General features: G+C 38.1%; 17 protein-coding genes. 3 read left to right on the forward strand and 14 right to left on the reverse strand.

All coding sequences use genetic code 11. From position 1 onward, the window contains the following. Positions 1 to 8: 8 nt before the first annotated feature. The 9 genes from ypeB to ACO1D1_RS16200 all read right to left on the reverse strand — a co-directional run bounded on the left by ypeB (position 9) and on the right by ACO1D1_RS16200 (position 8,944). Positions 9 to 1,358: a germination protein YpeB gene (gene ypeB, locus ACO1D1_RS16160; protein ID WP_149870816.1), complete on the reverse strand. Its 1,350-nt coding sequence runs from the start codon at positions 1,356 to 1,358 to the stop codon at positions 9 to 11. Positions 1,359 to 1,372: 14 nt separating this feature from the next. Then, entirely contained in the window at positions 1,373 to 2,254 is an 882-nt protein-coding gene (gene sleB / locus ACO1D1_RS16165; RefSeq protein ID WP_423336470.1) for a spore cortex-lytic enzyme, read from the reverse strand. Positions 2,255 to 2,356: 102 nt separating this feature from the next. After that, the gene (prsW, locus tag ACO1D1_RS16170) at positions 2,357 to 3,046 is read right to left on the reverse strand and encodes a glutamic-type intramembrane protease PrsW (RefSeq protein WP_149870818.1); all 690 of its coding nucleotides are present in this window, start codon (positions 3,044 to 3,046) and stop codon (positions 2,357 to 2,359) included. 89 nt (positions 3,047 to 3,135) lie between these two features. After that, the gene (locus ACO1D1_RS16175) at positions 3,136 to 4,092 is read right to left on the reverse strand and encodes an asparaginase (RefSeq protein ID WP_149870819.1); all 957 of its coding nucleotides are present in this window, start codon (positions 4,090 to 4,092) and stop codon (positions 3,136 to 3,138) included. A 6-nt stretch (positions 4,093 to 4,098) separates the two neighbouring features. Then, positions 4,099 to 5,070 (reverse strand): YpdA family putative bacillithiol disulfide reductase, encoded by a 972-nt coding sequence (locus tag ACO1D1_RS16180; RefSeq protein WP_149870820.1) that lies wholly within the window; start codon positions 5,068 to 5,070, stop codon positions 4,099 to 4,101. Between the two features lie 186 nt (positions 5,071 to 5,256). Further along, positions 5,257 to 6,534 carry a Glu/Leu/Phe/Val family dehydrogenase gene (locus ACO1D1_RS16185; RefSeq protein ID WP_149870821.1) on the reverse strand — a complete coding sequence of 426 codons (1,278 nt, stop codon included), beginning with the start codon at positions 6,532 to 6,534 and terminating at the stop codon, positions 5,257 to 5,259. Between the two features lie 215 nt (positions 6,535 to 6,749). Beyond that, on the reverse strand, positions 6,750 to 7,334 hold the full coding sequence (locus tag ACO1D1_RS16190; RefSeq protein ID WP_423336471.1) for a genetic competence negative regulator: 585 nt from the start codon (positions 7,332 to 7,334) through the stop codon (positions 6,750 to 6,752). Between the two features lie 80 nt (positions 7,335 to 7,414). Beyond that, positions 7,415 to 8,197, reverse strand: coding sequence for a metallophosphoesterase (locus ACO1D1_RS16195; RefSeq protein ID WP_423336472.1), 783 nt, complete (start codon positions 8,195 to 8,197; stop codon positions 7,415 to 7,417). A gap of 111 nt (positions 8,198 to 8,308) precedes the next feature. Then, a complete protein-coding gene (locus tag ACO1D1_RS16200; RefSeq protein ID WP_149870824.1) occupies positions 8,309 to 8,944 on the reverse strand; it encodes a CBS domain-containing protein in 636 nt (211 codons plus the stop codon). 145 nt (positions 8,945 to 9,089) lie between these two features. On the opposite strand from ACO1D1_RS16200, the gene ACO1D1_RS16205 reads away from it, so the two are divergent. From ACO1D1_RS16205 to cotJC, 3 genes are all read left to right on the forward strand, one after another. Beyond that, positions 9,090 to 9,320, forward strand: a complete 231-nt coding sequence (locus tag ACO1D1_RS16205) for a spore coat associated protein CotJA (protein ID WP_149870825.1) — start codon at positions 9,090 to 9,092, stop codon at positions 9,318 to 9,320. Further along, a complete protein-coding gene (locus ACO1D1_RS16210; RefSeq protein WP_149870826.1) occupies positions 9,317 to 9,577 on the forward strand; it encodes a spore coat protein CotJB in 261 nt (86 codons plus the stop codon). Before ACO1D1_RS16205 ends, ACO1D1_RS16210 begins: the two co-directional genes overlap by 4 nt. 77 nt (positions 9,578 to 9,654) lie before the next feature. After that, positions 9,655 to 10,224 carry a spore coat protein CotJC gene (gene cotJC / locus ACO1D1_RS16215; RefSeq protein WP_423336473.1) on the forward strand — a complete coding sequence of 190 codons (570 nt, stop codon included), beginning with the start codon at positions 9,655 to 9,657 and terminating at the stop codon, positions 10,222 to 10,224. Between the two features lie 30 nt (positions 10,225 to 10,254). On the opposite strand, the gene ACO1D1_RS16220 is transcribed toward cotJC, so the two are convergent. From ACO1D1_RS16220 to ACO1D1_RS16240, 5 genes are all read right to left on the reverse strand, one after another. Beyond that, entirely contained in the window at positions 10,255 to 10,710 is a 456-nt protein-coding gene (locus ACO1D1_RS16220) for a DUF2663 family protein (protein WP_149870828.1), read from the reverse strand. A 93-nt stretch (positions 10,711 to 10,803) separates the two neighbouring features. Then, complete coding sequence (locus tag ACO1D1_RS16225) at positions 10,804 to 11,532, reverse strand: LysM peptidoglycan-binding domain-containing protein (RefSeq protein ID WP_423336474.1); 729 nt, start codon at positions 11,530 to 11,532, stop codon at positions 10,804 to 10,806. After that, on the reverse strand, positions 11,525 to 12,133 hold the full coding sequence (locus ACO1D1_RS16230; RefSeq protein ID WP_149870830.1) for a CPBP family intramembrane glutamic endopeptidase: 609 nt from the start codon (positions 12,131 to 12,133) through the stop codon (positions 11,525 to 11,527). Before ACO1D1_RS16230 ends, ACO1D1_RS16225 begins: the two co-directional genes overlap by 8 nt. Further along, positions 12,130 to 13,638 carry a RecQ family ATP-dependent DNA helicase gene (locus tag ACO1D1_RS16235; protein ID WP_149870831.1) on the reverse strand — a complete coding sequence of 503 codons (1,509 nt, stop codon included), beginning with the start codon at positions 13,636 to 13,638 and terminating at the stop codon, positions 12,130 to 12,132. Before ACO1D1_RS16235 ends, ACO1D1_RS16230 begins: the two co-directional genes overlap by 4 nt. Beyond that, entirely contained in the window at positions 13,638 to 14,675 is a 1,038-nt protein-coding gene (locus ACO1D1_RS16240) for a helix-turn-helix domain-containing protein (protein WP_149870832.1), read from the reverse strand. The genes ACO1D1_RS16235 and ACO1D1_RS16240 overlap by 1 nt, the downstream gene beginning before the upstream one ends. Positions 14,676 to 14,898: the final 223 nt, after the last annotated feature.

Raw genomic sequence — 14,898 nt, forward strand, 5'->3', positions numbered from 1 at the left:
CCTATTCCTTATAGAACATCCTCGTATACAGCCTCTGCATTTTTTAGCTTTTCGACTTTCTCTTCATACCCATTTTTTGCGTTTATGAATATTCGATAGGTATCATCATTAATGGTTCCAAGGAACTCATAACATAATACTTCTTCATTTAAATCGTTCAAAATAATGGCTTGACGGTCTTCCATAACTTTTAATTTCGGATTTACCTTAGATCTCGCCTGTTCCATTGTCATTGCAGGTTTCTCAATTGTTCTAGTATTTAGAGATTTTAAGTAATCCTCTGCTGAAACACCAATAATATCGCCATTATCTAAGGCCACTTTTACTTTTACTGATTGTGGATATATTCTAATTCCGTTAATGTTTGTAACAAAATTAAACATGCCGATATTATCATATTGTGTGCTTTCAAACACTTCTAAATCTTTAAATCCAGTTTCCTTTAAAAATGCGGCAGCCTTGTTGTCAGCCTGATTTAGACTGAGCGTTTGTTTCGCTATTTCCCTGTTATTAATAAACCAAATAGGATGACCGGCCTTTTTCGTAATGTCCATGCTTGCTTCTTGCCCGGTTTGTTTATTTTTAATTGACACACTGTAAAAGCCATAATCAGAGCCTTTGCCATTTTCAGTAACCTTTATCTGTGAATTACCATCAAACTTCATATATTTTTTTGCAATTTGGATTGCTTCTCGGCTAGAAATAGTTTTTCCTTTTATTTTTTTAAAGTTTTCATCCTTTTTTTGCATATTCGTAATTGTCGGCCCGAAATCAGTTTCCTCATAGCCGGAAACAGTTTTTTCAACCGTTTTAAAACCATCAATAATGGTGTTATCAGTCGTTTCTTTTCCCGATGCCAACGCTAACTCAACATCCATCCATCGAAGGTTATTTTTTAATACCATATGCTGGACACTTCTCAGTTCATTTTGAATGTCTCCGGATTGCTTATAAAGCACCTTTAATGTGTCATATTCCTTATCTGTTAAAGGCTCTTTTCCTAAATCCCTAACAGCGGTTCGATAACTAAAGTTTCCGATGTTAGCCAGGAATTCTTCTGTCTTGTTAAACGGTAATAATGTTAATGGAAGTTGACCCACATCCCCGTGCGCTTGCGATGTAAGCCTCCACACTTCAATTAATGAAGGAGACAAAGTGTCCTTAGAGTTCATCGCTAGTGTTGTCCCAATCTTATCGTGGAGTATATCCATCCGGTAGGAAAGATTATGGAATGCACGTTGATAATTGTTTTCTGCGTTTAATAGGATTGCATTTTTTTCTTGATGTTCTTGGTAGCCCCAATAAGCGGTTCCAGCGACACCGACTGCTAGAACACCAATTAATATTCCTCTAATCAATTCTATTCACCTCTCTACTTGCAAAAAATATGTTGACCAATCCGTTTGATTTGCGGTCTTCCCCATATCCAGCCGCTGGTGGCTGTATCAGGGTTAAAGTAGTAAATTGCCTCACCCGTTGGATCCCATCCATTAATTGCATCTAATACCGCCTTTTTTGAGGTTTCATTCGGTGTCAGCCAAATCTGTCCATCTGTAACAGCGGTGAATGCTCCCGGTTCAAAAATCACTCCTGAAACAGTGTTAGGGAATGAAGCACTATTTACCCGGTTCAATATAACCGCCGCAACTGCAACCTGGCCTATATACGGTTCTCCCCTTGACTCGCCATGGACAGCATTTGCCATTAAGCGAATATCGTTTTGTGAAAATCCGTTTGGAGTGTTTGCGGCCGTCGGCTTTTTTGGTGCTGCTTTTTGAGGCGCCGCCGGCTTAGGTGCGGCAGGCTTAGGCGCAGCATTATTGGCTGGTGCTTTGTTTGCAGGTGCTTTAGGACTTGGTGCACTTTGTTTATTTTTATCAACACCGCCGTAATGAGTAAATTTCTTTCCCGCATTAATTTGGTTTTTCACAAATTGTTTATCGTATTTACTTGCTTTAACTAGTTTTGCTTTCGTTGTTGCACCAGCCAATCCATCAATGGGCAGCCCAAATTCATATTGAAAGTTTCTAAGCGCCCAATATGTACCCCAACCAAAGACCCCATCTATTTTCCCATTATAGTACCCAATATATTGGAGCCTAGATTGGAGCTCAATGACATCATCACCAACAGCTCCTTTTTGGATCACCTGATTGGTGAAGGCATGGGCCGTATGGTGCTTCATTAAGGTTAATGGCACGGTACAGAAAAAAATAAGGATGACGTATTTGATTAGGATGTTTTTCTTTTTCATGGAATGATAACCCCCATATGAATCTTTTTAACAGTAACCCTATTTTTTGTTACTTTGGTGTTTTTATTCCATTTAATGCAGATTAATTAAAAAAACCCTTCATCAGGAATGAAGAGTCTTTTGTACGGGATATTGTTTTTTGAAATGATTCGCGCTCATTACTTTCGCTTTTTTCACTTTCCTTAAGCCAAACCACCACAGGAAAATCATAAAAGGAAAAATAATAAACAGCCAATGTTCTAAGGAAATCAATATAAAATCGTAGAATCCGTGAAGAGTGAAAGGTAAAAGCAAAGAGAGCAGTACCCATTTGGCTTTATTTCCATCAGTAAATTTTGCTTTTCCAATATAAAAACCCATAATTACGCCAAAGAGTGCATGGCTGGATACCGGCAATAAGGCCCGTGCCATCGCATGTTCAATCCCATTTGCTATTAAATAAAAGATATTTTCAACAGTGGCAAAGCCTAGGGAAACTGCTACGCCATATACAATCCCGTCAAATGGTTCGTCAAACTCAACATGCTGGTAAACAACATAAAAAAGAATGAACCATTTAAAAAATTCTTCAAGCAAACTTGAACTCAGGAACGCATTAAAAAGATTCGATTTAAGCAAATGCTCTACTTCTAGAACATGTTGGATAAACATTATAGGAAAAACTAGGAGAGCTCCATAAATAAACGTCCGAAGAACAAAGGAAATTGGTTCTGGCTCATATTCATCTTTTAAATAAAAATAACTTAGTAATGCCAGACCGGGGGCAACTCCGGCAGATAAAATTCCCAGCATGATGAACCTACTCCCCCTCCTTTTTCTTAATCGTAACATGGAAATCACACAAAGAAAATGAAAGATTCCTTCCAGCCTTTTTAGCGAAATTAAAAATTAATGGTTTCTAAGCCGCTTGCCATTACGACGGCCAATTTAATTCTTGCCTTTTTGGAGTCATTATCACTTCCAAGTATAACACCCTTATTATAAAGATCATACGCACTACCCTCATAATCATAAGTGGTATACACAGCTCCCTCTTCAGCACTAGTTGTTATCACTAGTTTAATTCCTGCTTGAATGGACTTTTCAATCTCTTCCATCATCTTTGGTGCAACCTGACCTCTTCCTACTCCTTCAAGAACAATCCCTGCAACTCCGGCTTCGCGAGCAGCTTTGATAAATTTCCCATCTGCACCAATATAACATTTGATAATTTCTACCTGCGGGATAGATGTACCGATTTTATAACATTCTCTCTTAATTGGTTTCTGAAAGACATGTACTCGGTCATTGTCAATAATACCAAGATAGCCGAATCCAAAAACATTAAATCCCTGGATATTTGAGGCATGTTCTTTTTTGACATATCTAGCTGCAAAAATTCGTTCGTTGAAAACAACAACGGTGCCTGCACCATGTAAATCACTTGAACAGGCAGAATAAATAGCATGCCGTAAGTTAATGTATACATCACTTCCTAAATCTTCAGGTGACCGCTGTGAACCTGTTACAACAACTGGTCGTTGATCATTTACCGTTAAATCGAGGAAATAGGCTGTTTCTTCCATCGTATCTGTGCCATGGGTGACAACCACACCAGAAACTGATTCATCTTTAAAATATTCTTCAATTCTATTTTTCAGAAAAACTAAGTCATCAAAGGTAATATGGATACTTGCTTTTTGAAAAACAGAATCCACAATCACTTCAATATCATTTGGCAAATTACACATCGCAGCCAGCTCTTCACCCGTTAAAGCACCTGAAGCTAGCTTTCCTGAATCCTTATTCGTTTTACTTGCAATTGTGCCACCAGTAGTTAAAAGAACAACCTTATTCATCTATTATCATCCTTTTGTGTCATTTTCTAAAATAGAACGTGCGATTTGTCCGCCATGGAACCGGCCATTTTCAATGAAGATCTCATTTGCATTATTTCCAGCTGCAATGACCCCGGCGATATACATTCCCTTGATATTCGTCTCCATTGTCTCGGGATTAAATAGAGGCCTCCCCGTTTCGACATCAATTTTAATGCCCATAGATTGTAAAAATTGATGGTCTGGATGATAACCGGTCATTGCGAAAACAAAATCATTTTTGATTGAATTTTGTTTTCCATCTTTCACATATACAATCTTGTTTTCAGTGATTTCCTTAACACTTGCACGAAACTCCAACGTAATTATGCCATTTCTTACTAAAGAATCAAATTCAGGCAGAATCCAAGGTTTAATGCTTGGAGAATACTCTGAACCGCGATACAAAACGGTTACCCGTGCTCCTGCCTTTACGAGTTCTAGAGCAGCATCAACGCTTGAATTTTTTCCGCCAATAACACAAACATCCTTATCAAAATATGGATGAGCTTCTTTAAAATAATGAAAAACCTTTGGTAAGTCTTCACCAGGGACTTCCATGAAGTTCGGGTGATCATAGTAACCCGTTGCAATGACTACGTATTTTGCGGCATACGTATTTTTATCGGTATAAACATGAAATTGGTGATTCTGTTTTGCCACTTTTGTAACAGTCTCATATGAGTTTATCCGGAGCTCTTTGCGTTTTGCTACCTCTCGATAATAGACGAGGGCCTGGTTTCTTTTGGGCTTATAGCTATCGGTTACAAAGGGCATTCCGCCAATTTCTAGTTTTTCACTTGTGCTAAAAAAGGTTTGATGTGTTGGATAATGATAAATGGAATTAACCACATTTCCCTTTTCAATAATTAAAGGCTTTCTCCCCATTTCCTGTAGTGAAATGGCCGCCGCTAAACCACAGGGACCTCCGCCAATTATAATAATATCTTCTGATTGCACAATGGATACACTCCTTATTACGATTATAAAGAAAACCCGCCGACTGACGAGCCCTTAAGGGCGACGACAGAGGCGTAGTTGCACTTATGCCTGATAGGAACGTTATACTTTCCTCTCGGCCATATAAAAAAAACTCCTACCTTGTATATGATAGGAGTTTTTTTATGATAATTCAATGTAAAGTACTTAAATCCACCCTCTGAAGCGGCTTGCTTCTGCCATTTTTCTAACCCCAACCATGTAGGCTGCAAGTCTCATATCGACACGGCGCGTTTGGGCGGTATCATAAATATTTTTAAATGATTTTACCATCACTTTTTCAAGCTTTTCTTCCACTTCTTCTTCTGTCCAATAGTATCCTTGGTTATTTTGAACCCACTCAAAGTAGGAAACAGTCACGCCGCCTGCAGATGCTAATACATCTGGAACAAGAAGAATGCCACGCTCTGTTAAAATTTCGGTAGCCTCCAAAGTAGTCGGCCCGTTTGCTGCCTCAACAACAATACTGGCTCGAATATTATGAGCATTTTCTGCCGTAATTTGATTTTCGATGGCAGCAGGAACGAGAATATCACAATCAAGTTCAAGCAATTCTTTATTTGTTATTGTATTATTAAATAATTTCGTTACCGTTCCAAAGCTGTCTCGTCTATCTAAAAGATAATCAATATCAAGTCCGTTTGGATCGTACAAGGCACCATACGCATCGGAAATTCCAATTACTTTTGCCCCGGCATCGTGCATAAATTTAGATAAATAACTACCCGCATTTCCGAAGCCTTGGACAACTACCCTTGCACCCTCAATTTGAATGCCTTTTTTCTTGGCGGCCTCGCGGATGCAGATCGTTACACCTTTAGCGGTCGCTGATTCACGACCGTGCGAGCCTCCTAAGACAAGCGGCTTGCCTGTAATGAAACCAGGAGAATTGAATTCATCGATTCGGCTGTATTCATCCATCATCCAAGCCATAATTTGCGAATTTGTAAACACATCTGGTGCCGGAATATCCTTTGTTGGCCCTACAATTTGACTGATTGCCCTTACATATCCCCGGCTTAATCTTTCAAGTTCTCTAAAGGACATATCTCGAGGATCGCAAATGATCCCACCCTTACCGCCGCCGTACGGAAGATCAACAATCCCGCATTTCAAGCTCATCCAAATTGAAAGGGCTTTCACTTCTGTTTCTGTCACTCCCGGGTGAAAACGAATTCCTCCCTTTGTTGGACCTACTGCATCATTATGCTGTGCACGGTATCCCGTAAATATTTTTGTTGAGCCGTCATCCATTCTTATTGGAATTTTCACTGTCATCATACGTAACGGCTCTTTTAAGAGCTCGTATACCTCTTCAGGATAACCTAACTTCTCAAGGGCTTTATGAATCACTGTTTGTGTTGATTTCAACACATCATTCTTTTCCACTTGATTAGTTTTTTCTGTACCATTTTCGGCTACCATTTGTAATCCTCCTAAGAAATCTCTTTTACGAATGTTGTCCGCTTTCAGTCACAAGTATACACGTTTAATTGATTTATGCAAGAAGAAAACCGCACATTTATTTATTTTTAAGCACTACTATGTAAACGCTGAGATTCATTTTTTATAGGGCCTTTTTATGCCTATCTGCATATAAATCTGTCTAAAATATTTAAAGGGGCAATTGCCCCTTTACATCAGTTATAAAAAAAATGCAAAATCGTTTCCACTGTTTTCTGCTCAATGATTAGTTTCCCATATTCAGCAAGCACAAAAGGGCTAAGAATAGAGGGATTACCATATTCAGATAATATGCAGGCTGCCTTTTCTTTTTTAGCCGCATCTGACAGGTCCATTAAAAGATAATAGCGATTTTGAAATGAATATAGACTTCCACCTAGTATGTCAATGTAAGACAACCTTTTTGAAAGGCTGATGATATCTTCAAATTCTACAAACTCGTATAAGAGTTCCTCACAGCCTTCAACCCTAACCTGCATTTCGATGTACCCGTCATACAATAAGTCTTCATCATCTTTTACTTCATCAACCGTAATGATCAAAATCATCCCCTGTGCCTGAAGGGAGAATATTTCAACAGCCACAGAGCCCTGGATATCAACATCAAATTCCTCGCTCGCCTCTTCCAGCATATCATGAAAGAGCTGATTCCACTTGCTTGAATCTTTCCAAATATCTTCTTTGGAAAGCCCTCTTTCAAACAAATCATCAGATGTTAAAAAGATTTTAATTTTATTGGCCGTTAAGCGTTCTAAGCGCATGCTTTTGCCCCCTGCCGTGACATAACTCTTATTTTCAGTTTATGCCTTAGGGTTTCATTGGTGAATTGTCTACCTTACCGTTACTCATTTGTTCCCCGCTTTATCGTAATAAGATGAGTCTCCGCCGGAGCCCCCAGCCTTAATGGAAGAGCGGTAGTTCCATAACCATTACTAATGAGAAGAATAGTGCTGTTTAATTTTTTTATTCCTCCTCTTTTATATGGACTGTACCCGAATAGATGAATCTGTCCCCCATGAGTATGTCCACTTAACACTAAGCGAATTTCGTGCTCAGGGAAAATCTTTTCCGTGATTGCTGGAAAGTGGCTGGCCAAAATTTTGAAACTATTTCTCTCCGCATCGAAAAGGGCTAGATCAAGCCGATCTCGTTCCTGACTCAGGTCATCTACCCCAAGTAAACACAATTTCTCTCCGATTTCTGACTCAAAGGTCACTGAAGTATTAGCTAATACCTTTACACCTAAATCGAGCAGAATGGCATCCAATTTACGAAAATCAACTTCATAATCATTGTTTCCCCAAACAAAGTAAACAGGGCCAATTTCCTTTAATTTTAATAAATTTGATTTTACTTTTTCAAAAGGAACACCTTTTTCGGTTAGATCCCCCCCTATGATGACAAGGTCAGCCTTACCTTTAATTTCTTGAATAATTCTATCTGAAACGGTTCGCCGATGAATATCTGAAATAAAAAAAATCGTCACCTTGCCGAAAGATGCAGGAAAATCCGAAAAGTGTAATTCATGCTCTGCTACATTATTTAAAAATGCTTCACGAACCATATATAAAAGCAGGAGAAGTCCTCCCCCTACTATCAACACTCCAACAAAAAATATATTCATATCACTCTTTTCCCCTTTTCCTTGCTAAATAGTTGTATAGAAATCATACCACAAAAAAAATTCCTCCCATACTAATGTATGAGAAGGAATTTCAATCTTTCCCTATTCCATTTATTCGTCTTCCTGAATACTTAATATACGGAATCCATGTTCCTCTAGTTTTTTAGTAAATCGATTTATATTGTCTTTCTTTTCAATCTTCATCACTATTCTTCGGACTAGTTTATCAGTTTCGTCGAAGGTTACAAGAGAAATGATGTGTTCATGGAATTGGTGAGCAATTTCAGAAAGGCGGGCAATCCTTCCTTCCGTTTCAACTGATGTAAAAGCAATTCTGACACCGGGACGATTTACACCAAACGCACTTTCAAACGAACTAATTACATCCGCACGAGTAACAATCCCAAGGAAATTTTCATTTGCATCAACAACAGCCAATAATGGGAAATCTTTCAAATCAATAAGTGTTCTCTCAAATAATTCTTCGCCTTGTAAAAACTTACTTTGATGTGTTGCAGCATCTTTAACCAAAGTTGAAGCTAAATATTCTTCTCTTGGTTGATTGGACAGAAAATAGGCTTCATAGATGTTATATCTTGTAGCAACTCCTACATACTTATCTCCTTGTAGGACAGGTAATCCATCAATTTGATACTTTTCTAATAATTCTAAAGCATCTTTTAGGGTTACATCAGCTTGCGCCGTATAACATTCATGCTTTGGTATCATGATATTTTTTACGAACAATTCCCATCACCTCATAGTAGTAATCCTTCTTCTTCATTATACTTCGACGGGACCTAAAAAAATCCTTTAAGATATTAAAGATTTATGTCATGTTACAGGAAATCGTTCATATGATTAGTTGATGCTGAATAAAGGGAGGGCTACTATGAATACTCATCATAAATCGTATCATCCTTATGCGAGTCCGTTTGACCCTTGTCAACCAATTACAACAAAAACCTATTCTACCCCGCCTCATTTATATATGAGGTTTCAACCACCAAACCTGCCTCAATTTACGCCGCTTGAAGCTTTAAGAGCGGGTACGCTTTGGAAAGAACTATATGACCCATACTTTAACCCTTTAGAGAAGGCGAAAGGGGGACTTTCAACATGAAACAAGTACCTGCGGAATACTATCAATTAATGGAGCAGCTTCAAGCCGTTGACTTTGTTTTAGTCGAGCTGACACTGTACCTGGATACCCACAATGATGACATTGAGGCAATCCACCAATTTAACCATTATGCAAAAGAAAGAAAACGTTTAAAAAAGGAATTTGAAAGCCAATTTGGTCCCTTATTGCAATATGGAAACAGTTACTCCGGTTACCCTTGGAATTGGGACGACACACCGTGGCCTTGGCAAGTTTAAAAGAGGAAGCGCCCGTTTAGCTGCGTATGGACTGGAGCTAGACAGTTATCGAAGTAATTGGGGAGGGAGCGAAGTAAATGTGGGTTTATGAAAAGAAATTACAATATCCTGTTCGTGTCAGTACTTGTAACCCAACACTTGCAAAATATTTAATTGAGCAATATGGCGGCGCTGACGGAGAACTTGCAGCAGCACTGCGATATTTAAATCAAAGATATACGATACCCGATAAAGTCATCGGCCTTCTTACAGATATTGGTACCGAGGAATTTGCCCATCTCGAAATGATTGCAACCATGGTGTATAAGTTAACAAAAGACGCCACCCCAGAGCAATTAAAGGCAGCTGGGCTGGGGGCACATTATGCAGATCATGATGGTGCGTTACATTATCATAATGCTGCCGGAACCCCTTGGACAGCAACGTATATTCAAGCAAAAGGTGATCCCATCGCAGACCTCTATGAGGATATAGCCGCTGAAGAAAAAGCACGCTCTACTTATCAATGGCTGATTAACATGAGTGATGATCCTGATATCAATGATAGTCTGCGATTTTTGCGTGAACGGGAGATCATTCACTCACTTAGATTCCGTGAAGCAGTAGAAATATTAAAAGAAGAACGTGATAAAAAGAAGATATTTTAAAAGAAATAAGAGGCAGCAGAGGTCTGCTTCTTATTTCTTTTCGTGGTACAGATTGATATCATACTGCTTTTTCATGATTTCAAAGACAATGTGGCGGTTCTGCCATTCCTCTTCTTTTTTCCATAAATCCTTACTTCGGTCAACTATTTCACACCTTAACTCCTGGTATTCCTTTTCTTTTTTTTCCTTTTGCTGTTTTAACAAATTCATTGCACCGAGTCCGATTAGTGTTAACGCTAATAAAGACACGGCAGCCGTATCCTTTAAAGTTACAGATAACATCGATAGGTAGGAATTAGAATAATGTTTGACAATCGTTATATAGAAATAAACAACAAAAATAAAGGCACAAAACAGTGTTGCATAAATCGTCATAAAATGCCACATTTTCGTGTCATCAAACTTTTTCTTCCTCTTCCTTACATTTTCTAACATTTGCTTCGTTGCTTTATCAGTATGTTCAAGTAATTGGATTGGAGAATCCATTAGCTATCACCCTCCATTTCTCCCTATATACTTATGACCTTGTCCAACGAATTATGTTTATAGGCATAGAAAAAAACCGATCGGTGTGATCGGCTAATTGTCTAAAGGGATTTTTAATACTTGACCAGCATAGATACCTTCATTTTGCAGCCTATTTGCTTTCTTAATAATGTCGATACCTTTCTGTGATTGATAATAGGTCATCGCAATTTTAAAAAGTGTTTCTTGTGGTTTAACCGTATGATAAACAACCTTACTTGTTTTTTCCGTTGAAGTTGCATTTGTTTCATTTTTAACAGTCACTGTTTGCTGCTGACTGTTATTTTCTGGAGCCTGCTTATTAGCAGCTGCTTCATTTGAACTAGATGCCTGAACGGTTGAGTTGGAATTATTGCTAGAATTGGATTGGCCTGCCACATCCTGAATCGTTTTACTCTTTTCTTCCTCTTCTTTCAAGTCAATGTTCTCTTCAACCGTTTCTCTAGGTTCCTCAACAACGGTTTCATCAGCTTGATTCGGCTTTTCAAGATTGATGGTTTCGTACCCCACAGAACTTCCAGACGTTTTTTCAATCCCATTTATTTTTTTCCCGTTATCACGGTAGGAAATCACACTAAAAATAATGATTGGCAGAAGAATAAAACATAAGACTAATAACCGAATGACTGGATACTTTAGCTTCCATTTGGTTTTCTTCTTTTTTTGACGGTGCACTTGTTCTCTTGGGGGCAATTTGTCGCCGGCTTCGACCTTATCATTTATTTTTTGTATCCGCTTCTTTAATCTTTCCGCCTGATCTCTGTATGGTTCTTCTTTATTCACGGAGCTCCCCTCCCTGTTTTTCATTAAGGGTTGTATGTCTAAATTTAATATATAAGCCTAATAGGAAATCAATAATGAAGTGCATTATTATGGTTACTGCTAAATTTCCTGTCCATTCGTATATCATACCTATTAAAAAGCTAAGCAGGACGATATTCAAAAATAAAAACCAATTAAAAAGGTACCGATAGTGGATTATAGCAAAAATAAGACTGGCCACGATAAGACCCACTTTTGTTTGTATGATTCCTCTAAAAAGCAATTCCTCACTAAATGCGACAATTAGAGCAATGACAAGAATATGAAACACATTTCTATTTTTAAAGATTCTTTCATTTAATCCTCCATCGTCATAATAGGAAGAAGGCAGCCATTTCATTAATACAATATCCATTACGACCACAGCAACACCTGCAGGCACGCCGATTGCAACGATATCAACATCACGTAAGCGGATTTGATGAAGATACGAGAAATGATCATATAAAAGAAAACCTAAAATAAGAGAGATAGCTAAGAGAATGATCTGGGTTAAATAAAGATGATAAAGCAGTTCTTTATCCGTTAAACTTTCGATTAATTCATTATACTTCTTTTTCATTCACTCAACTCACTATTGATTAAAATTTTAGCAAGGTAATCCTCCCACTTTTCAACACGTGATTTATCAGGTGTTCCATTTTGGGTAGATTGATAATCCTGTAGCTCAAAACCACAAATGTCACAGCATGAGGAAACCTTTTTTTGCAATATCTCATCAAAATATTGAAGGACCCGTTCGCGTCTGCACGAAGTGGACTCCACCCATTTTTTCATTTGAAAAACATTATAAACCTTCGCGGTAACACGTTTTTTCACAAATTCCTTCAGGGCACTCCCTAACATTTCAGGAGAGCAGCCCTTTTCAGGGTGATTCATAATAAAGTCCTCAATAATTCTCCACTGAATATCTGAAAACCCACCCAGTTCTCTTAATTGCGGATTTAGTTCCATTTTGCCATCTCTTTGCAGCCCATCTACCTGCTTGTTTGCAAATAACCAATCAATTTGCTGGTCTGAGGGCAGTTCGCTTTCTGCAAGCTGAAGCGGGAGTTGTTCATCTCCAGGGGAGGATAATAAAATAGCAACACTGGGGTTTCCATCACGGCCGGCCCTGCCAATTTCCTGAAGATACGATTCAATTTGCATCGGCATATGGTAATGGATAACAAAACGAATATTTTCTTTGTTGATTCCCATTCCAAAGGCACTCGTTGCACAAATGACATCCAGCTGGTCATGGATAAACTGCTGCTGGATTAAAATTCTCGTATTTTGATCCAATCCCCCATGATAGGCCATTACCCGACAGATGCCTTTTTCATCAAGCAGAGCCGCCATTTGTTCTGCAATTTTTTTACTGGAAAAATAAATAATTCCCGGTTTTTTCAGACGTGAAACAAGGGTCATTAGCCGGTTTTGCTTATCATGGTAATCTGATAATTCTTCTACATAAAAAGCAATATTAGGGCGGTCTGCTGAGGATTCAATTTTCACTACTTCATTAAGGCCTAAAGAATCAATAATATCCTCACGGACCTTTTTGGTAGCTGTTGCAGTAAGTGCAAGGGTGAGCGGATTCCCTAACTTATTCCGGATGTCACCTAATTTAGAATAATCGGGGCGAAAGTCAAGACCCCATTGGGATATACAATGAGCTTCATCGACAACAAATAAAGAAATGGTTAGTTGTTGCAGCAACCTTAAAATAAAAGGAACACGCAGCATTTCAGGAGAAATGAAAATGAACTTATATTCCTTTAAATGAAGAAGAACATTATTTTTTTCTGCATGAGAAAGAAATGAATTCAACGCTATAACTCTCTTCTCCCCAAACCGCTTAAATTGCTCGACTTGATCTTGCATTAAGGAAAGAAGAGGAGAAATGATCAAAATTTGCCCCTTTAGGATATAACCCGGAAGCTGGTAACACAAGGATTTCCCGGTACCTGTTGGAAGCATAGCCAATGTATGCTGACCTGCAAGTACTGCCGAAATCACTTCTTTTTGGCCAGTTTTAAAGGATTGAAATCCAAAGTGCTTGTTTAAAAGTGTATCTAATTCCATTATCTATCACCATACTTTGCCAGCACTAATCTTATTTGAAAATAAGTCGCTGATTCCAATTGGTCCTTAATCAGTTTTAGCTGCCTGGTACCATTCTGCCGGGATATTTCTAAAATCTTTATTTGTAACGCGTTGTCAACATAGGAATCTATTGAGAAATGATCAACATTTAAGGCAAATTCTACAAGATGATCTTCAATCGTACTTAATTTCAACTGTCTGAACTCAGCAATCTTGTCAGGGGATAAGCCTTGGCTTAATAAATTCCATGTTCGTCTAGATGAAAGAGTTAATTCATCCCGCTGATGAAAATCTTGGATAAGAAGTGTTAACACACGAAAGCGCTTAGGATTTTGCTGAATCGTTTGTATCAAATAATGAAGTGTATGAATAAAACCAATATGGTAATTATGAATGTCACTATTTAACCTTTTCATCAGTTGATGTGGAGTTAGACCAATTTGCTGAAAACCAGTTAATCGAAATACCAGATTAGAGGGATCGATATCCTTCGTATCATTAAGGCATTCTCTCAACTCGGAGTATACAATCCTGCCTAACTCTTTCTTTGACACTCTGAGTTGCTTTAAGGAAGATTTCATCCAGCGATGAACATCTTTGTTTTTCTGTATGGGGAGATACCCTGACTCCCCATACACAAGATTTGACGTAACCTGAATAAATAGAGCCAGTCTTTCCCAAAACACTGAAGTAAATGAGTGATAGCTCCACCCATCTATATAGGATGGCAATGGATTCTTTTCTAAAAACAATTTGCCAGAATGCGTTAGAAGATAATGCTGCTCCCCCGAACGGTGAATCCATTGGTTTCTGAACATCGAATCGATTATTTCATCGAAGGATTCCCTTGTTAATGTTTCGTAAATCCCAAAAAATCTCTTCAAAGAAAATAAATGAGCATCCTGAAGCGTTTGTGATGACTTTTTTCCATTCAAAAGGTGATAGACAGAGTAAATTGTCCGGTCACTATTTAGCTGTTGTAAACAATAAAGAATGATGGCTTCAACTTGCAGCATTTTGCTACACCACTTTTTCTACATTATATCGACAAATTCTCCGATTTTTCTTATTTTATTTTACCATGAAATGAAGGGACTTGTTATTCTAAAATGTATAAGTTTGTGAAATTGAATTTAATGCTCCCATGTTTAATTAGTATTTTTCTATTGAAAAGTTGTTGATACAGATTTACAATAGATATGAGTAATGCGTTTCCATTTTTTCTTGGGAAACATGTTA

Origin of the sequence: Neobacillus sp. 19 (genome assembly GCF_049463095.1) — a bacterium.
GTDB lineage: Bacteria > Bacillota > Bacilli > Bacillales > Cytobacillaceae > Neobacillus.

Bases quoted from the DNA above. Each gene is read 5' to 3' on its own strand.
- ACO1D1_RS16240 (WP_149870832.1), bottom strand. From the start codon at position 14,675: ATGCTGCAAGTTGAAGCCATCATTCTTTATTGTTTACAACAGCTAAAT.
- ACO1D1_RS16230 (WP_149870830.1), bottom strand. From the start codon at position 12,133: ATGAAAAAGAAGTATAATGAATTAATCGAAAGTTTAACGGATAAAGAA.
- ACO1D1_RS16220 (WP_149870828.1), bottom strand. From the start codon at position 10,710: ATGGATTCTCCAATCCAATTACTTGAACATACTGATAAAGCAACGAAG.
- ACO1D1_RS16235 (WP_149870831.1), bottom strand. From the start codon at position 13,638: ATGGAATTAGATACACTTTTAAACAAGCACTTTGGATTTCAATCCTTT.
- ACO1D1_RS16185 (WP_149870821.1), bottom strand. From the start codon at position 6,534: ATGGTAGCCGAAAATGGTACAGAAAAAACTAATCAAGTGGAAAAGAAT.
- ACO1D1_RS16175 (WP_149870819.1), bottom strand. From the start codon at position 4,092: ATGAATAAGGTTGTTCTTTTAACTACTGGTGGCACAATTGCAAGTAAA.
- cotJC (WP_423336473.1), top strand. From the start codon at position 9,655: ATGTGGGTTTATGAAAAGAAATTACAATATCCTGTTCGTGTCAGTACT.
- prsW (WP_149870818.1), bottom strand. From the start codon at position 3,046: ATGCTGGGAATTTTATCTGCCGGAGTTGCCCCCGGTCTGGCATTACTA.
- ACO1D1_RS16210 (WP_149870826.1), top strand. From the start codon at position 9,317: ATGAAACAAGTACCTGCGGAATACTATCAATTAATGGAGCAGCTTCAA.
- sleB (WP_423336470.1), bottom strand. From the start codon at position 2,254: ATGAAAAAGAAAAACATCCTAATCAAATACGTCATCCTTATTTTTTTC.
- ACO1D1_RS16190 (WP_423336471.1), bottom strand. From the start codon at position 7,334: ATGCGCTTAGAACGCTTAACGGCCAATAAAATTAAAATCTTTTTAACA.
- ACO1D1_RS16205 (WP_149870825.1), top strand. From the start codon at position 9,090: ATGAATACTCATCATAAATCGTATCATCCTTATGCGAGTCCGTTTGAC.
- ACO1D1_RS16195 (WP_423336472.1), bottom strand. From the start codon at position 8,197: ATGAATATATTTTTTGTTGGAGTGTTGATAGTAGGGGGAGGACTTCTC.